Here is a 22,077-nt window from a genome sequence, read left to right on the forward strand (position 1 = left end):
CCGGCATGGACGCATCTGCGTCAGGGGAGCGGGACCGCGTACTGACGGTGCCCAATGCACTGTCCGTGCTGCGCCTGGTGCTGGTTCCGGTGTTCCTCTGGCTGCTGTTCGGCGCGCACGCCAACGCGTGGGCGGTCGGCGTGCTGATGTTCAGCGGGTTCTCCGACTGGGCCGACGGCAAGATCGCGCGGCTGGTCGACAACCAGTCGTCGCGGCTGGGCGAGCTGCTCGACCCGCTGGTCGACCGGATCTACATGGTGACGGTTCCGCTGGCGCTGGCGGTCCACGGCACCGTCCCGTGGTGGTTCGTGGTCACGCTGCTCGGCCGCGACGTGGTGCTCGCCGCGACGTTGCCGCTGCTGCGAAGCCGGGGGCTGGCGGCGCTCCCGGTCACCTACCTCGGAAAGGCCGCCACGTTCGCGTTGATGTCCGGATTCCCGCTGGTGCTGCTGGGCCAATGGGATGCGCTCTGGAGCCGGGTGGTGCTGGCCTGCGGTTGGGGTTTCCTGGGCTGGGGGATGGCGCTGTACCTGTGGTCCGGGGTGCTGTATCTGGTGCAGGTGGTGATGGTCGCCCAGCGATTGCCGAAGGTCCGGACCGGTGGCTGAGCCGAACAGACTGCTGGGCGGATTCGACCCCGAGGCGGGTCTCAAGCATCACGACGCCGCCGGGCCCCAGAAGATCCCGGTGCCCTCGCTGCTGCGGTCATTGCTCTCCGAACATCTCGACCCCGGCTACGCGGCCGCGGCCGCCGCGCGACGCGAGGGCGCCAGACGGCCCCGCGCCGTCGAGTGGGGTTGGCAGTTGGCCGCGGCGCTCACCGTCGCAACGGTCTTCGGCGTCGCCGCCGCGCAGGCGCAGACCGCCGCCCCCGCCACGCGCGAAGCCCAGCAGGTCCTCGCCGGGAGCGTGCGTGCCGCCGAGGCGGCCGACCAACAGCTCACCGCGCAGCGCAACGCGCTGACCACGCAGGTCGCCGCGGAGCGCCGCAGTCGACTCGAGGGCGACGAACGCGGCAGGCAACTGCTGGCCGACCTCGACGTCGCCGACGTCGCCGCGGCCGCGACACCGGTGATCGGTCCCGGGTTGACGGTCGCCGTCACCGATCCCGGTCTGTCGAACGACCTGTCCGACGTGTCGAAACAACGCGTCGCAGGCAGCAGGCAGGTCATCCTCGACCGCGATCTGCAGTTGGTGGTCAACTCGCTGTGGGTCAGCGGTGCCGAGGCGGTGGCCGTCGGGGGAGTGCGCATCGGACCCAACGTCACCATCCGGCAGGCCGGCGGCGGGATCCTCGTCGACAACCAGCCCGTCAGCAGCCCGTACCTCGTACAGGCGGTCGGTCCGCCGAAGTCGATGGTCGACACGTTCGACCGCAGCGCCGGGCTGCAGCGGCTGCGGCTGCTCGAAACCTCCTACGGCGTCGGGGTTTCCGTCAGCACCGCGGACGCGCTCACCCTGCCCGCCGGTTCGGTGCGGGAGGTCAACTTCGCCAAGCAGATCGGAGCCAGATGATCGGAATCGCCGCGCTGCTCGCCGGTATCGTCCTGGGGCTGGTCTTCCGCCCGAGCGTGCCGGACTTCGTCGAGCCCTATCTGCCGATCGCGGTCGTGGCGGCACTCGACGCCGTGTTCGGCGGGCTGCGCGCCTATCTCGAGCAGATCTTCGACTCCAAGGTGTTCGTGGTGTCGTTCGTGTTCAACGTGCTCGTCGCCGCGCTCATCGTCTATGTCGGCGACCAGCTGGGCGTGGGCACCCAGTTGTCCACCGCGATCATCGTCGTGCTCGGCATCCGCATCTTCGGCAACGCCGCCGCCCTGCGGCGCAGACTGTTCGGCGCCTGACCATGACGGAGTCACCAGGAACCGGATCCGAACACCACGCCGACCACCACGGCCGCCACGAACTGCCGTCGCGCCCCCCGCGCAGACCACTCGGCGGCCTGCTGCGCCGGGGACGGTCGCAGGTCCTGTTCGGCGCGCTCGGGGCGCTGCTGTGCGTGCTGTTGGGCGTGGCGATCGTCACCCAGGTCCGCCAGAACGAGTCGGGTGACTCCCTCGAAACCGCCCGGCCCGCCGACCTCCTTGTCCTCCTCGACTCGCTGCAGCAGCGGGAGGCCGCCCTCAACACCGAAGTCGGCGATCTGCGCCGGACCCTCGAACAGCTGGCGGCCTCGGGGAGCAACGATCAGGCGGCCATCGAGAACGCCCAGGCCCGGCTCGCGGCGCTGTCCATCCTCATCGGCGCGGTCGGCGCCACGGGTCCGGGAGTGGTTCTCACCATCACCGACAGCACCCCGGGCGTCCCACCCGAGACGATGATCGACGTGGTCAACGAGCTGCGCGCCGCCGGGGCCGAGGCGATCCAGATCCAGGGCAGCCCCGGTGCGCAGCCGGTCACGGTGCGCGTCGGCGTCGACACCTGGGTGTTGGGCCGGCCGGGGGCGCTCAACGTCGACGGGGCGACGCTGAACCCGCCGTACACCGTTGCCGCCATTGGCGATCCGCCGACCCTGGCGGCCGCGATGAACATCCCGGGAGGTGCGATGGACAGCATCGAACGGGTGGGCGGGACGATGGAGATCCAACAGTCCGACCGGGTGGACGTGACCGCCTTGCGGCAACCGAAAGACCGCCAATACGCTCAGCCAGTCAAATAGCGTGCCGGCCGCCCCGGCCGCGCGCGTCGTACGCAGAGGAGACCCGTGAGCGAGATCCCAGCCGAGCTGTACTACACCGACGAACACGAGTGGGTGCTCCGTACGGGTGACGACACGCTGCGCGTCGGCATCACCGACTATGCGCAGGCGGCGCTCGGTGACGTCGTGTTCGTACAGCTGCCCGACGTCGGCGCCGAGCTGACCTCGGGGGAGTCGTTCGGCGAGGTGGAGTCGACCAAATCGGTATCCGATCTGTATGCCCCCGTCAGCGCGAAAGTGCTTGCCGTCAACGGAAATCTGGAGGCCAGCCCCGATCTGGTCAACTCCGATCCGTACGGCGAGGGCTGGCTGGTCGACCTGCAGCTCGACGCCGATGACATGGAGGCGGCGCTGGGCGGTCTGCTGGACGCGGACGGCTACCGTGGCGTGGTGACCGAGTGAGTTGTTGTTAGGGTGCTGGGCGACGGTTCGACCATCTTCGAACGAGTGAAATCGACGAGGGGCGGATCCGGCGGTGGTGGACACAATGGCGTCCACTGCGCGGTACGGTCGACGTGACACGACGGCAGTAACCGGCCGGGTATCGCCACAGCAGCCAGTGAGGAGCAGCGGGTGACGGAGAAGGACATCAACTCTGGGGGCGACCAGACGTCTGAAGAAGTCACCGTCGAGACGACCTCGGTGTTCCGGGCCGACTTCCTCAACGAACTGGATGCACCGCCTGCGGCCGGGTCCGACAGCGCGGTCTCCGGTGTCGAGGGTCTGCCGGTCGGCTCGGCGCTGTTGGTCGTCAAGCGCGGTCCGAACGCCGGTTCGAGGTTCCTGCTCGACCAGCCGACCACCTCGGCGGGGCGCCACCCCGACAGCGACATCTTCCTCGACGACGTCACCGTCAGCCGTCGCCATGCCGAGTTCCGGCTCGAGAGCGGTGAGTTCCAGGTCGTCGACGTCGGCAGCCTCAACGGAACCTACGTCAACCGCGAGCCGGTGGACTCCGCCGTGCTGTCCAACGGTGACGAGGTGCAGATCGGCAAATTCCGTCTGGTCTTCCTGACGGGCCCCAGCACCGAGAACGGCCCGAGCAGCTAGGTGGCCGATGAGCGCTCGCGCGAAGAGTAAATGAGCCAGCCCGACAGCGCCCCACTCGCCGGGATGTCCATCGGGGCGGTCCTGGACCTGCTCCGCCCGGATTTTCCGGACGTGACGATCTCCAAGATCCGGTTCCTGGAGGCCGAAGGTCTGGTCACACCGGAGCGCACCGCGTCGGGCTACCGCCGGTTCACCGCGTATGACTGCGCGCGCCTGCGGTTCATCCTCACCGCGCAGCGGGATCAGTATCTGCCGCTCAAGGTCATCAAGGCCCAGCTCGACGCTCAACCCGACGGCGCCCTGCCACCTTCTGCCCAGCCGTATTCGACGCCCTATCCGGCGCCGCGGTTGGTGCCGGTCGGCACCGGCGACGGCGCGGCCGCGGCGGCGGGTGTGGGGCCGACGCAGGTCCGGCTCAGCCGCGAGGATCTGCTCGAACGATCCGGTGTGGGCGACGACCTGCTGGCCGCGCTGGTGAAGGCGGGGGTGATCACCCCTTCTGCCAAGGCCGGCGGCGGGATCTTCTTCGACGAGCACTCCGTGGTGATCGCGCAGTGCGCGGGCGCGCTCGCCGACTACGGCGTCGAACCCAGGCATCTGCGCGCATTCCGCTCCGCGGCCGACCGGCAGTCCGATCTCATCGCCCAGATCGCCGGTCCGGTGGGTAAGGCCGGCACCACCGGCGCCCGCGACCGGGCCGACGACCTCGCCCGTGAAGTGGCGGCCCTGGCCATCACCCTGCATACGTCGTTGATCAAATCGGCCGTACGCGACGTACTGGATCGCTGAGGATTAGACTCGCAACGACGGATTCGTTCGTCACGTCAGGGCACCGCATCTGACACGCAGCACCGAAGAACGACAAGCACACTGGTGCGAAAGGGCAGACACAGATGGCTGAGGTTCGTGTGGTCGGCATTCGCGTGGAGCAGCCCCAGAACCAGCCTGTGCTGCTGCTGCGCGAGTCCAATGGGGACCGCTATCTGCCGATCTGGATCGGCCAGTCCGAGGCCGCCGCGATCGCCCTCGAACAGCAGGGTGTCGAACCGGCCCGGCCGCTGACCCATGATCTGATCCGCGACGTGATCGCCGCCCTCGGGCATTCCCTCAAAGAGGTCCGGATCGTCGATCTGCAGGAGGGCACCTTCTACGCCGATCTGATCTTCGACCGGGACATCAAGGTGTCCGCCCGGCCGTCGGACTCGGTGGCGATCGCACTGCGCGTCGGGGTCCCGATCTACGTCGAGGAGGCGGTGCTGGCCGAGGCCGGGCTGCTCATCCCCGACGAGAACGACGAAGAGGCCGCAGGCGCGGTCCGTGAGGACGAGGTCGAGAAGTTCAAGGAGTTCCTCGACAGCGTGTCCCCGGACGACTTCAAGGCGACCTGAAACGTTGCCTTTGTCACGGATGCGTCTCAACTGGGCGCCTGCGTGCCGACACGCGGTGTGAGTGGCCGCCAACACCCCGTCGGGCGGCCATACTTTGGAAGCGACGAGCAGTCAGGGCTCGAGTGAACGCGTATGCTCGGACACAATCGGGCTGGCGGACGAAGACACTGAACTGCACGTCGCTGCAGGGTGCTAGCGGGCGAGTTCGATCGGCGAGAGGATCAGATAGTGGGCGACACGCCACGTCAGGGAGAGCTGGATCTGTCGACCGAGAACACCCCTGAGCCGGCGGCCCGGGTGCCGAACGAACCCGTTCAGGCAGGTCTGTTCCCCGACGACTCCGTCCCCGATGAGCTCGTGGGTTACCGCGGGCCGAGCGCCTGCCAGATCGCCGGCATCACCTACCGGCAGCTGGACTACTGGGCCCGCACCTCGCTGGTGGTGCCCTCGATCCGCGGTGCGGCCGGATCCGGCAGCCAGCGGCTCTACTCGTTCAAGGACATCCTCGTCCTCAAGATCGTCAAGCGGCTGCTCGACACCGGCATCTCCCTGCACAACATCCGCGTCGCGGTGGACCATCTGCGCCAGCGCGGTGTCAGTGACCTCGCGAACATCACGTTGTTCTCCGACGGCACCACGGTGTACGAGTGCACCTCCGCCGAGGAGGTCGTCGACCTGCTGCAGGGCGGCCAGGGCGTCTTCGGTATCGCGGTCTCGGGTGCGATGCGCGAGCTGACCGGCGCGATCGCCGACTTCCCGGGCGAACGGGCCGACGGCGGCGAGTCCATCGCCGCGCCCGAGGACGAACTCGCCTCCCGGCGCAAGCACCGCGACCGCAAGATCGGCTGATTCGAAACCGCTGTCCCGCACCATCTTTGGTGACACAACGGCCCCGTGATGTGACCTGACACACACATCGGCCTGGTCGCGGTTCTCCTGCACGGGTGCGTGTCCGCGCCGCCCGCTAAACTGGTCTCCGCATCGCCCGTGTGCGGGAGAGCTCCGTGATCGCCAGTCACGGGCGCCGAAGGAGCAACACCTCTCCGTCAACCTCTCAGGCACCCAGGACCGCGCACGGCCTCGATGCCTCTGGAAAGCGGTGGACACCAGTGGTCCGCCCGCCCATGGGGAAAGGCGCGCCCGGCGAGCTGTTCGGACGCGGCCGAATCTCTCAGGCGCCCGCCCCGGGTCGACGACAGAGGGAGAGGGATCGTCCAGCGGTTCTGCGCCCGGTAGGAGATCTCACCCGTGCTCGACTCTCATCAGCCCCGTTTCGCCGACCGGCACATCGGTCCGGACTCCGATGCCGTCGCGGTCATGCTCGACACCATCGGCGTGGCGACCCTCGACGACCTCGCCGCCAAGGCGCTGCCCGCGAACATTCTCGACGCCCTGTCGGCCGACGGTGTCGCGCCCGGCCTCGAATTGCTGCCGGCCCCTGCGTCCGAGACCGAGGCGCTCGCGGAACTCCGGGCGCTCGCGGAGTCGAACACCGTCGCGGTGTCGATGATCGGGCAGGGCTACTTCGACACCCTGACCCCGCCGGTGCTGCGCCGCAACATCCTGGAGAACCCGGCCTGGTACACCGCCTACACGCCGTACCAGCCCGAGATCAGCCAGGGTCGGCTCGAGGCGCTGCTCAACTTCCAGACCATGGTGTCCGATCTGACCGGCCTCGAGGTCGCCAATGCGTCGATGCTCGACGAGGCCACCGCCGCGGCCGAGGCCATGACGCTGATGCAGCGCGCCGGCCGCAGCAAGTCGAACCGGTTGGCAGTCGACGCCGATCTGTACCGCCAGACCGCCGCGGTGCTCGCCACCCGGGCCCGGCCCCTCGGGATCGAGATCGTCACCGCCGACCTCCGCCAGGGGCTGCCCGAGGGCGACTTCTTCGGCGTCATCGTCCAACTTCCCGGTGCGAGCGGAGCACTCGTCGACTGGGCGCCGCTGGTGGCCGACGCGCACGACCGTGGTGCCCTCGTGGCCGTCGGCGCCGATCTGCTGGCACTGACGCTGGTCACCCCGCCGGGTGAGTTCGGCGCCGACGTCTCCTTCGGCAGCACGCAGCGATTCGGTGTGCCGATGGGGTTCGGCGGCCCGCATGCCGGTTATCTCGCGGTGCACACCAAACACGCCCGGCAGCTGCCCGGCCGCCTCGTCGGGGTGTCCGTGGATGCGGACGGATCGCCGGCGTACCGATTGGCGCTGCAGACCCGCGAACAGCACATCCGCCGGGACAAGGCGACCAGCAACATCTGCACCGCCCAGGTGCTGCTGGCGGTCATCGCGGCGATGTACGCGAGCTATCACGGCGCCGAAGGTCTGACCTCGATCGCCCGCCGCGTGCACGGGCACGCCCGCGCGGTCGCCACCGGACTCGCCGAGGCCGGGGTCGACGTGGTGCACGACGCATTCTTCGACACCGTGCTGGTCAACGTGCCGGGCCGGGCCGCCGAGATCCGCGACGCCGCGAAGTCGCACGGCATCAACATCTGGCTGGTCGACGCCGATCACGTCTCGGTGTCCTGCGACGAGGCGACCACTGCCGACCATGTCGCCGCGGTGCTCTCGGCGTTCGGCGCCACCCGCGGCGGGAAACCCTTCGCCGGACCCGAGATCGCCACGCGCACATCGGAATTCCTCACCCATCCGGCGTTCACCCGGTACCGCACCGAAACCGAGATGATGCGCTACCTGCGGTCGTTGGCCGATAAGGACATCGCACTGGACCGCAGCATGATCCCGCTCGGTTCCTGCACCATGAAGCTCAACGCAGCCGCGGAGATGGAGCCGATCACCTGGCCGGAGTTCGCCAGGCAACACCCGTTCGGGCCCGAGAGCGATGCGCCGGGCCTGCGCAGGCTGATCGCCGATCTGCAGACCTGGCTGACCGGTATCACCGGTTACGACGAGATCTCGCTGCAGCCCAACGCCGGATCGCAGGGCGAGTACGCCGGCCTGCTGGCGATCAAGGCCTTCCACGACGCCAACGGCGCACCCGAACGCGACGTGTGCCTGATCCCGTCGAGCGCCCACGGCACCAACGCGGCCTCGGCGGCGTTGGCCGGGATGCGGGTCGTCGTGGTGGGGTGCCGGCCGAACGGTGACGTCGACCTGGACGACCTGCGCGCCAAGGTCACCGAGAACGCCGAGCGCCTGGCCGCACTGATGATCACCTATCCGTCGACGCACGGTGTGTACGAGCACGACGTCGCCGAGATCTGCGCGGCCGTGCACGATGCGGGCGGTCAGGTCTACGTCGACGGCGCGAACCTCAATGCGTTGGTCGGCCTGGCCCGGCCGGGCCGATTCGGCGGCGACGTCAGCCACCTCAACCTGCACAAGACGTTCTGCATCCCGCACGGCGGCGGCGGTCCGGGTGTCGGGCCCGTCGCGGTGCGCGCCCACCTGGCGCCGTACCTGCCGGGCCACCCGCTCGCCGACGAACTCGGCGACGACTACACCGTCTCGGCCGCGCCCTACGGCTCGGCGTCGATCCTGCCGATCACGTGGATGTACATCCGCATGATGGGAGCGCCGGGTCTGCGGGCGGCGTCCCTGACGGCGATCGCCTCGGCCAACTACGTCGCCCGCCGGCTCGACGAGTACTACCCGGTGCTCTACACGGGCGAGAACGGGATGGTGGCCCACGAGTGCATCCTGGACCTGCGGACCATCACCAAACAGACCGGCGTCACCGTCGACGACGTGGCAAAGCGGTTGGCGGACTTCGGCTTCCACGCACCGACGATGAGCTTCCCGGTGGCGGGGACGCTGATGGTCGAGCCGACCGAAAGCGAATCGCTGAGCGAGGTCGACGCGTTCTGTGAGGCGATGATCGCAATCCGGGCCGAGATCGACCAGGTCGGGTCGGGCGCCTGGCCGGTGGACGACAACCCGTTGCGCGGTGCGCCGCACACCGCGGAGTCACTGCTGGTGACCGAGTGGGAGCACCCGTACACCCGCGAGCAGGCGGCCTACCCGCTGGGCAAGGGCTTCCGGCCCAAGGTGTGGCCGCCGGTGCGGCGGATCGACGGGGCCTACGGCGATCGCAACCTGATGTGCTCGTGCCCGCCGGTCGAGGCGTTCGCGTAACGGGGTCTACAGAGGCGGCGCGTCGGCCCGCGGTGCCAGGTCCGACAGCGAGGAGCGGCGACGACGACGGCGGGTGCGCTCAGGCGGGTTCGCCGTGTTGGGCGACGTCGCCGCCGTCAGGCCAAAAGGGTGGTCTTCTTCTTCCCCCTCCAGGTAGTCCGCGACATCGGTGGGGGCGATCCGGCCGTAGCGGATGAGCAGGTCCACCGGGTTGAGGTCGAGGTTGCGGGCCGCGCGGAGCAGGGTGTCGGTGGTCGTCAGCGTCCCCTTGCCCTGCCGGTCGTAGTAGGTCGACCGGGACATCCCCACGGCTGCCAGCACCTCGTCGAGCGTGAGCTTGCGGCCGGTCAGGTAGGACAGCACCAGACCGAGATCCTTCTCGGCGTCGCGGCTCATGACCATCGCGTCACCCCTGTTCCCGAACGGTGCATCCGGTGAGTCGCGCCTCGATGTCGGTGACGATCTCGTCGACGTGCTCGGTGATGAAGAAGTGGTCACCCGCGACGGTGCGTAACGCGAAGTCGTCCGTGGTGAATTCCGACCATGCGCGCATGCTCTCGTAGGTCACCGCGGCGTCGTCGGCCGCTGCGTAGGCGTACACCGGGCACGACACCGTGGTACCCGGTGGACAGCTGTAGCTGGTGATCGCTCCGTAGTTCCGCAGGGTCTTCAGTACCGTGGCGCCGAATTCCCCGCCGACGAACCGGGAATCGGTGCCGGTCATACTCGCCACCATCTCGAGCAGTTCGTCGTCCGAACCCTGGTGCAACTGCTCGTAGCCCCCGTGGCCAGGCGCCGGTGAGGCCGAAACGAAAAGCGCCGCAGGACAATCCCCGTCTCGTTCCAGTCGGCGGGCGATGTCGAAGGCGAGCAGTCCGCCCATGCTGTGGCCGAAGAAGGCGACGCGGGATCCGGTGATCTTCGGCCGCAGGAGTGGATAGATGTCGTCGGCGAGCGCGGAGATGCTCGCGAGATCCGGTACGTCGTGGCGTCCGGCTCGGCCCGGGTACTGCACCGCTATCCGTTTCGCATCCATCGTGAACGCGCGGGCGAAGGGTTTGTACCCGGCGGCGGACCCGCCGGCATGCGGAAAGATGAAGAGCGTCTCGACTGCGGCCTGAGCCGTCGCGCTCAACGGAGTGGCACTGTTCATGTGGTTCCCCCTGCCGCTGCCCGGTCCGGCGTCACGCCAACCGGTACGGCACGTCGTGGAATGTCGGCGCTGTCGATGATCGCCGAAAACACACGTGTTACGCGAGGGATCAGCGAACTCGTCGCAATGGTCTTTACGAACGCAGAATTCTCATGACCTGCCACGATGTGCAGCGCGGCGGGGGCCAGCAATCTCGGCCGATCGCCGGGGTGGTTGCTGACCAATGGGGTCGCACGCGGCGGCGGGAGCTTTCGCCGCAATCGTCAATTTCCGGGATTCCGGACTTTCCTTCGGCCGCTCGGAGGATCGCTGAGGCGGGCGCAACCTGAGAACCAGATGAGAATATCCGACCGCCGATAGGCGGACCGCGGGGATTTGCGCCAAATCGGCCGACGCATCCGCACCGAGCAGCCAGACCGACGGTCGTGGCCCTCGAATCCGTTGCAAGCGACACTATTCCGCGTGTGGTCACCGGCCGGTCAGGCGGATATTCGTGCAGGTGGGCGGTCCTCTGGGGGTTGAGCACCGGTTCGGAGCGCCGGCGTTCGGCGCGACCCGCGCGACCGCCGCGCAATGCAGTCCCGATGGTGTCGGGAATTGGCTTGTGCCGATTGCATAGCCGGACAAACAGGTGTTTTTAGAATTGTTCGCGTTAAATGGGGAACACTCATTCTCAGAGCCAAATTCCGATAAATGGCTCGACGATGGCAGGGGTAATTCTCCGCTTGCCGCCGAGTGGGTGCCCGGACTTGCGGGCCGGTGCGGTGAGCGGGTTTGCCCGAGGGATGACATCGTGCGTTGCCAAGCCTAGGGCGCCACGTTGCGGGGTATTCGCCGTCGCTGCGCAGATTCGCATCGTTCACCCCCGGTGGCGTCCCTTGCGGGAAGTGACGCCACCGTCAAGTGCCTGTTGGGAGTGGCGGCCTTCGCGGGGGCAACGCCGGGCGAGGCGGCATCTGGGCGACGGAATCCGTCGCAACCATCGCAGACGCCTGTCGAAATCGTGGCAGACGCGGTCACCTGCATCGATAACGGCACCGAGTGTCACCACGGGTGCAATCGCGGGCACCGTCCCGCGACGTCGACGCGATGCGGCGGCCCCGCCTGCTGGCCGTTCTGGGCGGTTTCGGGGCGTCGACCGCGCGTCGGCCGACTGTGCGGCAGGTTCGTGATCATTGCTGGAATCGCCCCACCGGGTGTGGTGGGGTCCATGTTGCGGGGTTCCTGGGCGCGATCCTGCCGTTGCTGATTTGAGACCGACGCGAGCGCTCCGTATTTGCTTGACGCGCGTCAAACTCGCTGGTAGGAGCCGCACCCGCGGTGGGTCCCAGCTGGACGTAATTTGCGTAGGTAACGAGTGGAATGATGCGGCCAAAATTTCCGGTTTAAGTTTCGGAACACCGTTGTACGGTATGGCGATCAACGAAACCGCAAGGTGGTTCAAGATGACCGGAATTCGTTGGTGGGGAGCACTGGGGGATGACATTGACGGTCTATCCGACCGACGGCTCCGGCACGCTACGCGCGGATCTGGGGAGGACGCGCCGCGACGCCGGGCCGCTTGCAGCGTCGTCGCGTGACGAGCACATACGGACTTCTCAACGGACGGCCACTGAAGAAACGAGTAGGACCATGACTGAATCGTCTCTGACAGCCCTGCTGCAGGAGCGGGCGCTGCACCAGCCCGACGAGCCCGCGTACACGTTCATCGACTACGACGTCGACCCGAACGGGTACGCCGAGACCCTCACCTGGGCTCAGCTGCACAACCGGGCACAGGTGCTGGCCGAGGAGCTGATGCTGTTCGCCGGCGCCGGTGACCGCGCCGCGATCCTCGCTCCCCAGGGCCTGGACTACATCGTCGCCTTCTTCGGCGCGCTGCAGGCGGGACTCATCGCCGCTCCACTCTCGGTCCCGGCGTACGGCGTGCACGACGAGCGGATCTCGAGCGTGCTGCGGGACTGCGCACCGTCGGTCATCCTGACGACATCGAGCGTCGCGGGTGAAGTCGGCCGGTATGCACTGGGCGGAGGCAGCCGAGCGGCAACGGTGGTCGAGGTCGACTCGCTGGATCTCGACGCCCCCGCACAGTCTGCTGCGCCCCCGGCCCAGAAGTCCAAGATCGCGTACTTGCAGTACACCTCGGGGTCGACGCGGGTGCCGGCCGGTGTGGTCGTCACCCACGACAACGTGGTGGTCAACGTCGACCAGGCGTTCACCGACTACTTCGGTCACTCGGGGGCGACGCCTCCGGGCATGACCTTCGTATCGTGGCTGCCCTTCTACCACGACATGGGTCTGATCAAGGGTGTGTGCGCGCCGTTGGTGAGCGGACGTTCCGCGGTCCTGATGAGCCCCATGGCATTCCTGCAGCGCCCCGCCCGCTGGATCCAGCAGATCGCGATCAATCCCGGATCATTCACGGCGGCACCGAATTTCGCGTTCGAGTTGGCGGTCCGGCGGACCACCGACGAGGACATGGCCGGGCTCGATCTCGGCGCGGTGCTCGGAATCTGCAGCGGAAGTGAACGGGTCCACGCGGCGACGGTCAACCGTTTCGTCGAACGCTTCAGCCGCTTCGGCCTGAATGCGGCGTCGGTCAAACCCTCGTACGGGCTTGCCGAGGCCACCGTCTATGTGGCGACGTCCGACCGAGGCCACGCACCGAACATCGTCCGGTTCGACTACGAGAAGCTGTCGAGCGGGCACGCGATGCGCTGTGAGAGCGAAGCCGCCGGTGGCACGGATCTGCTCGGTCACGGGACGGCCCGGTCGACCACACTGCGCATCGTCGATCCGGAGAGCGGCACCGAGAACCCCGCCGGCCAGGTCGGGGAGATCTGGGTCCATGGGGCGAACGTCGCCCGGGGTTACTGGCAGCGCCCGAAGGAGACCGAGCGGGTGTTCTCCGGACGCCTGGTCAAGCCGTCGGCGGGGACCGCATCGGGACCGTGGCTGCGCACCGGCGACCTCGGCGTCATCTCCGACGGTGAACTGTTCATCATCGGCCGGATCAAGGACCTCCTGATCGTGGACGGGTCGAACCACTACCCGGACGACATCGAGGCCACGATCCAGGAACTCTCCGGCGGTCGGGTGGCCGCGATCTCGGTGCCCAGCGGGGAGACCGAACATCTCGTCACCATCGTCGAGGTCAAGAAGCGCGGCTCCGACGACGAGCACCGCGAACGGCTGCGCACCCTCAAACGCCGGATCACCGCGGCTGTTTCGACCACCCACCGGGTTCGGGCCGCCGACGTCGTGTTCGTCGCGCCCGGCGCCATCCCGATCACCACGAGCGGCAAGATCCGGCGTTCCACCTGTGTGGAGCGCTACGGGCGCGGGGAGTTCGAGCGTCTGGATCAGCCGGCATGACACCGGCCACGCTCGACGACGCGAGGCTGCGCGACTGGTTGGTCACCTATCTGACCACGCACGTCGAGTGCTCACCCGAGAGCATCGACTTCGACGCGTCGATGGCCGACCTCGGGGTCGGCTCGCGCGATGCCGTCGTCCTGTCCGGTGAACTGGCGGAACTGCTCGGCAGACCGGTCTCGCCCGTCGACTTCTGGCAGCACCCGACGATCAACAGCCTGATCGAGTTCCTCAGCGCACCCGTCACCGAGGTGGAGGCGCAGGCCGTCGTCGAGGGGCCGAGGGTTTCGGGCACCGAACCGATCGCCGTCATCGGGTTGGGCTGCCGCATGCCCGGCGGGATCTCCGATCCAGATGCGCTGTGGGATCTACTCGCCGACGGCCGCTGCGCGGTGGGGGAGGTGCCGCCCGAACGCTGGCAACCGTTCGACGACGGTTCCCCCGAGGTGGCGTCGGCACTGGCGGGAACCACGCGTTGGGGGTCGTTCCTCGACGACATCGCGGGCTTCGACGCGGACTTCTTCGACATCTCGTCGCGTGAAGCCGTCAAGATGGATCCGCAGCAGCGCCTGCTGCTGGAAGTGGCCTGGGAGGCGCTGGAGCACGCCGGGATCCCTGCCGCATCGCTGCGCCGTTCGCAGACAGGCGTTTTCGCCGGCGCATGCTTCAGCGAGTACGGCTACCTCGCATCGACGGATCTGCCACGGGTCGACGCATGGAGTAACACCGGCGGGGCGTTGAGCATCATCGCCAACCGGCTCTCCTACTTCCTCGACCTCCGTGGGCCGTCGATCACGGTCGACACGGCCTGCTCGTCCTCGCTGGTCGCCGTCCACCTGGCCTGCCAGAGCCTGCGGTCGGGCGACTCGAACCTCGCACTCGCAGCGGGGGTGAACCTGCTGCTCTCACCCGCCGTCTTCCACGGCTTCGATCAGGCCGGCGCCCTGTCACCCACGGGAATGTGCCATTCGTTCGACGCGGCCGCCGACGGTTTCGTCCGTGGCGAAGGCTGCGGCGTGGTGGTGCTCAAGCGGCTCCCGGATGCACTGCGTGACGGTGACCGGGTGCTCGCCGTGGTGCGCGGATCGGCGATCAACCAGGACGGCCGGTCCAACGGTCTGATGGCGCCGAACCCGGCCGCGCAGATGGCGGTGCTCCGGTCTGCGTGTGCGAACGCCGGCATCGAACCGCAGGACATGGACTACGTGGAGGCGCACGGAACCGGCACCTTCCTGGGTGACCCGATCGAGGCCAGGGCCCTCGGCTCGGTGATGGGCCGCGGGCGGCCCGCGACCTCGCCGCTGCTCGTCGGTGCGGTCAAATCCAACCTCGGGCACCTCGAGGCCGCCGCCGGAGTGGCCGGATTCATCAAGACGGTGATGGCGCTGCAGCGCGGCCGGATTCCCGGCAACGCCGGCTACGAGTCGCCGAATCCCCATATCCCGTTCGACCAACTGCGGTTGAAAGTCGTTGACCACGAACAAGAGTGGCCATCCGTGTCGCGCGCACGCCGCGCCGGGGTGTCGTCGTTCGGTTTCGGCGGCACCAACGCCCACGTCATCCTCGAGCAGGCGCCAGACGCGATCTCGGCCGAACCGCACCCCGCCGCTGCGGTGAGCACGTTGATCGTGTCGGGCAAGTCCCCCGAGCGGATCGAAGCCGCCGCCGCCGCAGTGGCCGAGTGGATGTCCGGTCCCGGTGCGGGCGTCGCGCTGGGCGATGTGGCCCACACCCTCAACCATCACCGCGCCCACCACCAGTCCTTCGCCACGGTCTGTGCCCGGGACGGCGTCGACGCCGTGGCAGCTCTGCAGGCGCTGGCCGCAGGCCTGCCCGCCGATGGCGTGGTGAAACCCCATGAGGGGCCGTGTGGTTCGGGGACGGTGTTCGTGTTCTCGGGTCAGGGGTCGCAGTGGGCCGGGATGGGTCGGCGGCTGTTGGCCGATGAGCCGGCGTTCGCGGCGGCGGTGGCCGAGTTGGAGCCGGTGTTCGTCGAGCAGGTCGGGTTCTCGCTGGCTCAGGTGCTCGCCGATGGTGAGGCCGTCACCGGGGATGCTCGGGTGCAGCCGGTGATCATGGGGCTGCAGTTGGCGCTGACCGAGCTGTGGCGCTCCTACGGGGTGACCCCGGATGCGGTGATCGGCCACTCGATGGGTGAGGTCACCGCGGCCGTCGTCGCCGGTGCGCTGAGCCCCACCGAAGGTCTGAAGGTCATCGCAGTGCGCTCGCGGCTGATGTCCCGGCTGGCCGGCCAGGGCGCGGTCGCGCTGCTGACGCTGGGCGCCGATGCCGCGGAGGCGCTGATCGCCGATCATCCGGACGTCGCGGTGGCCGGGTATGTGTCACCGGGGCAGACGGTCGTCGCCGGTCCGCCCGCAGAGGTCGACGCGGTGATCGCCGCGGTGCAGAGCCAGAACCGGTTCGCCCGCCGGGTGAACATGGAAGTCGCCTCCCATACCGCCCTGATGGATCCGATCCTCGACGAACTGCGGTCCGAACTGGCCGACCTCACGCCGAACACGACTGCGATTCCGTTCATCTCGACGGTCGAGGACAGCGCGACCCCGCTGCTGGATGCGGACTATTGGGTGGCCAACGTGCGGCGGCCGGTACGGCTGAGCCAGGCGTTGGCCACCGCCGCCGAGAGCCACACCACATTCGTCGAGATCAGCGCGCACCCGATGCTGACCACCGCGGTAACCGAGACGCTCGGCGACCTGCACCACCACGCGCTGGGCACGCTGTCGCGGGATACCGACGACACCGTCACCTTCCACACCAACCTGAACACCACTCACACCACGCATCCGCCGGTCACACCGCACCCGCCCGAACCACACCCGGTGCTGCCCGCCACGCCGTGGCAGCACAACCGGTACTGGATGGACCTGACTCCACTGCGTCGCACCGCGACTGACGCTGCGCCGCAGGGGGATTCATCAGCGGGGGTGCTGCCCGCGGAGTGGAACTGCGAGCTGACGTGGCCGAGCCGGCCAGTCGCCGGCGGGGAGCGCGTCGCCGGATCGTGGCTGGTCGTCGGGAACGCGGCTCTGGCAGCCCAGATCCGGCGAGATCTGGGAGCCGGCGCAGAGGTGGCAGTCCTCGACGAAGACACGCCGGACACCCGGCTCGAGGATGCGCTGGCCGCCGCCGACCACGTGGTCTATGCGCCCGCGGTGCCTGCGGTTTTCGATGCCGCGCAGGGCCGTCGGCTCTTCGACGTTGCCCGTCGCATCGCGGTCGCGATGGCGAGGATGACCGACCCGGGCCGCCTGATCCTGCTGACCCGCAACGCCCAACCCGTCACCGAAGGCGACCGCGCCAACCCGGCACACGCGGTGCTGTGGGGTCTGGGCCGCACTCTCGCGCTCGAGCACCCCGAGATCTGGGACGCCGTGATCGATCTCGACGAGTTGGTCCCAGACCGGTTGGCCGCCCGCTACCTGCTCGCCGAGGCGACGGCCGAGGACGGCGAGGACCAGGTCGTCTATCGCGACGGGACGCGCCGGGTGGCCCGGTTACGCCGAACCCCGCTGTCGCAGGCATCCGGTGACGGGCTCGATCCGGCCGGCAGCCACCTGGTCGTCGGGGCGACCGGCAACATCGGCCCGCACCTGATCCAGCAATTGGCCGATATGGGGGCCAAGACCGTCGTCGCGGTATCTCGGAACCCCGGCGACCGGCTGCGCGAACTCGGCGACACCCTCGCCGCGCGGGGCGTCACCCTGGTCACCGTGGCCGCCGACGCCGCCGACGAAGAGTCGATGCGCGCGGTGTTCGACCGCTTCGGCGCCGATCTGCCCCCGCTGGCCGGAATCTATCTGGCCGCCTTCGGGGGAGGGCCGGTCATGTTGGCCGAAATGACCGACGACGACATCACCGCGATGTTCGCGCCCAAGCTCGACGCGGTGGCGGTACTGCACAGGCTGTCGCTGACCACCGACGTCCAGCAATTCGTGCTGTTCTCGTCGATCTCGGGGATTCTGGGCTCGCGATGGCTGGCCCATTACACCGCGACCACCACGTACCTCGACGCCTTCGCCTATGCGCGACGCGCCGCAGGACTGCCCGCCACCGCCGTCAACTGGGGTCTGTGGAAGTCGTTGGCCGACAACTACAGTGAGCACGAACGGCAGATCACCGTGGAGTCCGGCCTCGAACCGATGCCCGACGAGGTGGCGATCCAGGCGTTGTGGTCGATAACCGCGCCCGGCACACCTGCCCGCTCGACCGTGGTCGCCGCGGACTGGCCGCGGCTGGCCGCGGCCTACCGGACGCGCGCCGCACTGCGGATCGTCGACGAGTTGCTGCCGGTCGAGAGCACCGACGACGAACGCGCCGACACCCCGGCGTCGGTTCCGGAGACCGAATTCCGCCGTGAACTGCGCGCATGCCCCGCCGACGAGCGAGGGTATCTGCTCAGCACCCACATCCGTGCGCTCGTCGCATCGTCGATGGGGTTGTCCAGCGCCCAGCTGGTGGACCCGTCCGCGGGCTTCTTCCAGTGCGGGATGGACTCGCTGATGAGCGTCACCCTCAAGCGTGAGCTCGGCCAGAGCCTCGGTGAGAGCCTGCCGGCGTCGGTGATCTTCGATTACCCGACCGTCGACGGACTCACCGAATACCTCGCCACGGTATTGCCCGAGATGCTCGAGATCGCCGACGAAAGCGACGTCGACGACTACGACGAGTTCAGCGACGACGAACTGCTCCAACAACTCTCGGAAAGGTTGAGCTGACTCTGATGGTTGCTGGTTCGTCGGATCGCCGTGCGATCATCACCGAGGCGCTGCGCAAGATCGATGACCTGTCTGCCCGGTTGGCGGTGGCCGAGCAGGCGGACACCGAGCCGATCGCGGTGGTCGGGATGGGGTGCCGGCTGCCCGGCGGGGTCTCGGACCCCGATGGGTTCTGGCAGCTGCTGCAGGACGGTCGCTCCGGAATCGTCCGGGTGCCGCCGGAGCGGTGGGACGCCGAAGCGCTCTACAGCACCGACAACGGTGTGCCGGGAACCATCTGCACGCGTGAGGGCGGATTCCTGACGTCGTGGCAGCCCGATGAGTTCGATGCGGAGTTCTTCGGGATCTCGCCGCGGGAAGCCGCCGCGATGGATCCACAGCAGCGGTTGTTGATGGAGGTCAGCTGGGAAGCGTTGGAGCACGCGGGGATTCCCGCCCAGAACTTGCGCGGCACCCAGACCTCGGTCTTCGTCGGGCTCACCACGAACGACTACTCGCTTCTCTTCGCCGGGAAACTGCGGCGCGAAGACATCGACCCGTACGTGCCGTTCGGGAATGCGGCGAATTTCGCGGCGGGGCGGTTGTCGTATTTCCTGGGGGTGCGGGGTCCGGCGGTGGTGGTGGACACGGCGTGTTCGTCGTCGTTGGTGTCGGTGCATCTGGCGTGTCAGAGCCTGCGCCGCCGCGAGAGTGACACCGCACTCGCCGCCGGCGTCAACCTCATGCTGAGCCCCGAGAACACCATCGCCTGCTCACGGTGGGGCATGTTGGCGCCGGACGGGCAGTGCAAGACCTTCGATGCCGGTGCCGACGGGTATGTGCGCAGCGAGGGTTGCGGTGTGGTCGTGCTCAAGCGCCTCGGTGACGCGCTGCGCGACGGTGACCGGGTGCTTGCCGTGGTGCGGGGCTCGGCGGTCAATCAGGACGGGGCCAGCAGTGGGCAGACGGTGCCCAACGGCCCGGCGCAGCAGGCGTTGATGCGTCAGGCGCTGGCTGCGTCGCAGTTGGGTCCGGCCGACATCGATTACATCGAGGCGCACGGCACGGGTACGGCGTTGGGTGATCCGATCGAATTGGATGCGCTCAGTGCGGTGTTCGGTGATCGCGGGGATGCCGCTCCGTTGGTGTTGGGGTCGGTCAAGACCAACCTCGGGCACCTCGAGTCGGGCGCGGGCATCACGGGTTTCATCAAGACGGTGCTCAGCGTGCGGTACGGGTATATCCCCAAGCACCTGAACTTCACCCGGCTGACTCCGCATGCGGGACCATGTGCGTCGCAGTTCACGATCGCCACCGACGGGATGGAGTGGCCCGCGGTGACGCGGGCGCGACGGGCGGGTGTGTCCTCGTTCGGCGTCAGCGGCACGAATGCGCACATCATCGTGGAACAGGCGCCGGCGCCGGAACCCGCCCGGTGGGAGCCGGATCCGGCGGTGTGCACGCTGGTCGTGTCCGGGAAGTCCGAAGAGCGGATCGCCTCCACTGCAGGGGCGTTGGCCGAGTGGATGACGGGTGCCGGCGCCGGGGTGGCGCTGGCCGAGGTGGCTCACACGCTCAACCACCATCGGGCGCGGCACGCCAAGTTCGCGACGGTGTGCGCGCGGGACCGGGGCCAGGCGGTGGCGGGTCTGCGGGCGTTGTCGGTGGGGCACCACGCCGTCGGGCTGGTGAACCCGCACGATGGGCCGTGTGGGTCGGGGACGGTGTTCGTGGTCTCGGGTCAGGGGTCGCAGTGGGCTGGGATGGGTCGGCGGCTGTTGGCCGATGAGCCGGTGTTCGCGGCGGCGGTGGCCGAGTTGGAGCCGGTGTTCGTCGAGCAGGTCGGGTTCTCGCTGGCTCAGGTGCTCGCCGATGGTGAGGCGGTCACCGGGGATGCTCGGGTGCAGCCGGTGATCGTGGGGTTGCAGTTGGCGCTGACCGAGTTGTGGCGCTCCTACGGGGTGACCCCGGATGCGGTGATCGGTCATTCGATGGGTGAGGTCACAGCGGCGGTGGTGGCCGGTGCGCTGTCGGTGCGCGACGGGCTGCGGGTGATCGGGATCCGGTCCCGGCTGATGTCCCGGCTGGCCGGCCAGGGCGCAGTGGCACTGGTGACCCTGGACGCCGAATCCGCCGCGGCTCTGATCGCCGGGTTCGACGACGTCGGCATCGCCGGTTACCTCGCGCCGGAGCAGACGGTGATCGCGGGTCCACCCGCGGCGGTCGATGCGGCCGTCGAAGCGGCGCTCGCCGGAGGCACAATCGCGCGGCGGGTGAACATGGAGGTCGCCTCCCATACCGCGCTGATGGACCCCATACTCGGCGAATTGCGCGACGAGCTGGCCGATCTCACGCCACAGACACCCGAGATCCCGTTCTTCTCCACGGTCGACGACACGACCACCGCACCGGTGCTGGACGCGGACTACTGGGTGGCCAACGTGCGCAGGCCGGTGCGCTTGCACCAGGCGGTGTCGGCCGCGGCCGCTGCCGGGCACACCACCTTCGTCGAGGTCAGCCCACACCCGGTGTTGACGCGGGCAGTCGGCGACACCCTGGTCGAAGGGCATCACCACGTGGTCGGCACGCTGGCCCGCGACACCGACGACACCCACACCTTCCACACGAACCTGAACACCACGCACACCATCCGCCCACCGGCCACCCCGCACGCGCCCGAACCCCACCCGCTATTGCCCGCCACCCCTTGGCATCACGCCCACCACTGGATCAAGGTGGACCCGACGGCGGGCATCGACCGGACGCCTGCGGTTCAGCGCGCCGAGGTGACCGCGCGATCGGCCGCCGATCTCGCGGACGGCACCTGGTTGGTGATCGCCGACGGGAGGCCCTCCTGGCTCGACGATGAGAAGACGACCACGACGTCCACCTCGGTACTTGCCGAAGACGCCTCCAGCGCAGGGCTGCTCGACGCCCTCACCGCCGCGCGAAACGTCCTCTTCGTCCCCGACCTGCCGGCAGACGGGTTCGACGCCGAGTCGGGCTACCGTCTGTTCAGCGGTATCCGGCGCCTGACGTCGGTGTTGGCGGCCATGGCCGCGCCGCCGCGACTGCACATCTCGGTACCGCCTGCGGACCCCGCCGACGGAATCGCCGAGGCGTCCGCGTCCCTGGTGACCATCAGCGGACTCGCCGGCGCACTCGCCCGTGACCATGCCCGGTCATGGGGCGGCCTGGTGGTCGTCGAATCGGCTGGGGCCGCGGCCGCGGACACGGACGACGACGGAGCCCTGCCGGGCGGGGACATCCTGGACGTGTGGCGGACCTACCCCGTCGACCGCCGACGAAACCTGTTGCACCGGCACGTGAGTGTCCTGATCGCCGCGGTCATGGGGCTGCCCTCACCCGAGTCACTCGATCCCGAGGCCGACTTCTTCGAACTCGGCATGGATTCGATGATGAGCGTGGTCCTGCAGCGGGCGCTGCTGGCCACGCTCGGTGTGGAGGTCCCGTCACCCGTCCTGTTCGACAACCCGACCGTCGAATCCCTCGCCGATCATCTGGTCGCGTTGGGCGAGATCGACGGGGATTCTCTCCGGGACCTCGCGACGGTGCCCCTGCCCGAGAAGGTGAGTTGAG

15 protein-coding genes and 1 riboswitch are annotated in these 22,077 nt (G+C 68.6%); of the genes, 13 read left to right on the forward strand and 2 right to left on the reverse strand.

Going from position 1 to position 22,077, the window contains the following annotated elements; genetic code table 11:
- The first annotated feature begins 5 nt into the window (after nucleotides 1–5).
- The 10 genes from G6N49_RS08420 (at nucleotide 6) to gcvP (ending at nucleotide 9,231) form a co-directional block, all read left to right on the forward strand.
- Nucleotides 6–608 carry a CDP-alcohol phosphatidyltransferase family protein gene (locus G6N49_RS08420; protein WP_011560242.1) on the forward strand — a complete coding sequence of 201 codons (603 nt, stop codon included), beginning with the start codon at nucleotides 6–8 and terminating at the stop codon, nucleotides 606–608.
- A complete protein-coding gene (locus G6N49_RS08425; protein ID WP_011560241.1) occupies nucleotides 601–1,515 on the forward strand; it encodes a DUF881 domain-containing protein in 915 nt (304 codons plus the stop codon). Before G6N49_RS08420 ends, G6N49_RS08425 begins: the two co-directional genes overlap by 8 nt.
- Entirely contained in the window at nucleotides 1,512–1,844 is a 333-nt protein-coding gene (locus G6N49_RS08430; protein WP_011560240.1) for a small basic family protein, read from the forward strand. The genes G6N49_RS08425 and G6N49_RS08430 overlap by 4 nt, the downstream gene beginning before the upstream one ends.
- A 2-nt stretch (nucleotides 1,845–1,846) precedes the next feature.
- Nucleotides 1,847–2,659 (forward strand): DUF881 domain-containing protein, encoded by an 813-nt coding sequence (locus G6N49_RS08435; protein ID WP_011560239.1) that lies wholly within the window; start codon nucleotides 1,847–1,849, stop codon nucleotides 2,657–2,659.
- Nucleotides 2,660–2,704: 45 nt separating this feature from the next.
- The gene (gcvH, locus tag G6N49_RS08440) at nucleotides 2,705–3,100 is read left to right on the forward strand and encodes a glycine cleavage system protein GcvH (RefSeq protein WP_011560238.1); all 396 of its coding nucleotides are present in this window, start codon (nucleotides 2,705–2,707) and stop codon (nucleotides 3,098–3,100) included.
- Nucleotides 3,101–3,271: 171 nt separating this feature from the next.
- Entirely contained in the window at nucleotides 3,272–3,748 is a 477-nt protein-coding gene (garA, locus tag G6N49_RS08445; RefSeq protein WP_011560237.1) for a glycogen accumulation regulator GarA, read from the forward strand.
- A gap of 30 nt (nucleotides 3,749–3,778) precedes the next feature.
- Entirely contained in the window at nucleotides 3,779–4,537 is a 759-nt protein-coding gene (gene ftsR / locus G6N49_RS08450) for a transcriptional regulator FtsR (protein WP_011560236.1), read from the forward strand.
- A 104-nt stretch (nucleotides 4,538–4,641) separates the two neighbouring features.
- Nucleotides 4,642–5,136, forward strand: coding sequence for a bifunctional nuclease family protein (locus G6N49_RS08455; protein ID WP_011560235.1), 495 nt, complete (start codon nucleotides 4,642–4,644; stop codon nucleotides 5,134–5,136).
- A gap of 228 nt (nucleotides 5,137–5,364) precedes the next feature.
- On the forward strand, nucleotides 5,365–5,985 hold the full coding sequence (locus tag G6N49_RS08460) for a MerR family transcriptional regulator (protein WP_011855828.1): 621 nt from the start codon (nucleotides 5,365–5,367) through the stop codon (nucleotides 5,983–5,985).
- A gap of 133 nt (nucleotides 5,986–6,118) precedes the next feature.
- Nucleotides 6,119–6,217, forward strand: a riboswitch (glycine riboswitch).
- Nucleotides 6,218–6,384: 167 nt separating this feature from the next.
- Complete coding sequence (gene gcvP / locus G6N49_RS08465) at nucleotides 6,385–9,231, forward strand: aminomethyl-transferring glycine dehydrogenase (RefSeq protein ID WP_011855827.1); 2,847 nt, start codon at nucleotides 6,385–6,387, stop codon at nucleotides 9,229–9,231.
- A 6-nt stretch (nucleotides 9,232–9,237) separates the two neighbouring features.
- On the opposite strand, the gene G6N49_RS08470 is transcribed toward gcvP, so the two are convergent.
- Together G6N49_RS08470 and G6N49_RS08475 are read right to left on the reverse strand one after the other, a co-directional pair.
- The gene (locus G6N49_RS08470; protein WP_011855826.1) at nucleotides 9,238–9,633 is read right to left on the reverse strand and encodes a hypothetical protein; all 396 of its coding nucleotides are present in this window, start codon (nucleotides 9,631–9,633) and stop codon (nucleotides 9,238–9,240) included.
- A 4-nt stretch (nucleotides 9,634–9,637) separates the two neighbouring features.
- Nucleotides 9,638–10,384, reverse strand: coding sequence for a thioesterase II family protein (locus G6N49_RS08475; RefSeq protein ID WP_011560231.1), 747 nt, complete (start codon nucleotides 10,382–10,384; stop codon nucleotides 9,638–9,640).
- Between the two features lie 1,632 nt (nucleotides 10,385–12,016).
- Here G6N49_RS08475 and G6N49_RS08485 point away from each other — a divergent pair.
- Genes G6N49_RS08485 through G6N49_RS08495 form a run of 3 tightly spaced genes read left to right on the forward strand, consistent with a single transcriptional unit; the run spans nucleotide 12,017 to nucleotide 22,076 of the window.
- Nucleotides 12,017–13,759: an AMP-binding protein gene (locus tag G6N49_RS08485; protein WP_011855824.1), complete on the forward strand. Its 1,743-nt coding sequence runs from the start codon at nucleotides 12,017–12,019 to the stop codon at nucleotides 13,757–13,759.
- Entirely contained in the window at nucleotides 13,756–18,498 is a 4,743-nt protein-coding gene (locus G6N49_RS08490) for an SDR family NAD(P)-dependent oxidoreductase (RefSeq protein ID WP_011855823.1), read from the forward strand. The genes G6N49_RS08485 and G6N49_RS08490 overlap by 4 nt, the downstream gene beginning before the upstream one ends.
- 5 nt (nucleotides 18,499–18,503) lie before the next feature.
- A complete protein-coding gene (locus G6N49_RS08495) occupies nucleotides 18,504–22,076 on the forward strand; it encodes a type I polyketide synthase (RefSeq protein ID WP_011855822.1) in 3,573 nt (1,190 codons plus the stop codon).
- Nucleotide 22,077 lies beyond the last annotated feature (1 nt).

The sequence above is a fragment of the Mycolicibacterium monacense genome (assembly GCF_010731575.1).
Lineage (GTDB): Bacteria > Actinomycetota > Actinomycetes > Mycobacteriales > Mycobacteriaceae > Mycobacterium > Mycobacterium monacense.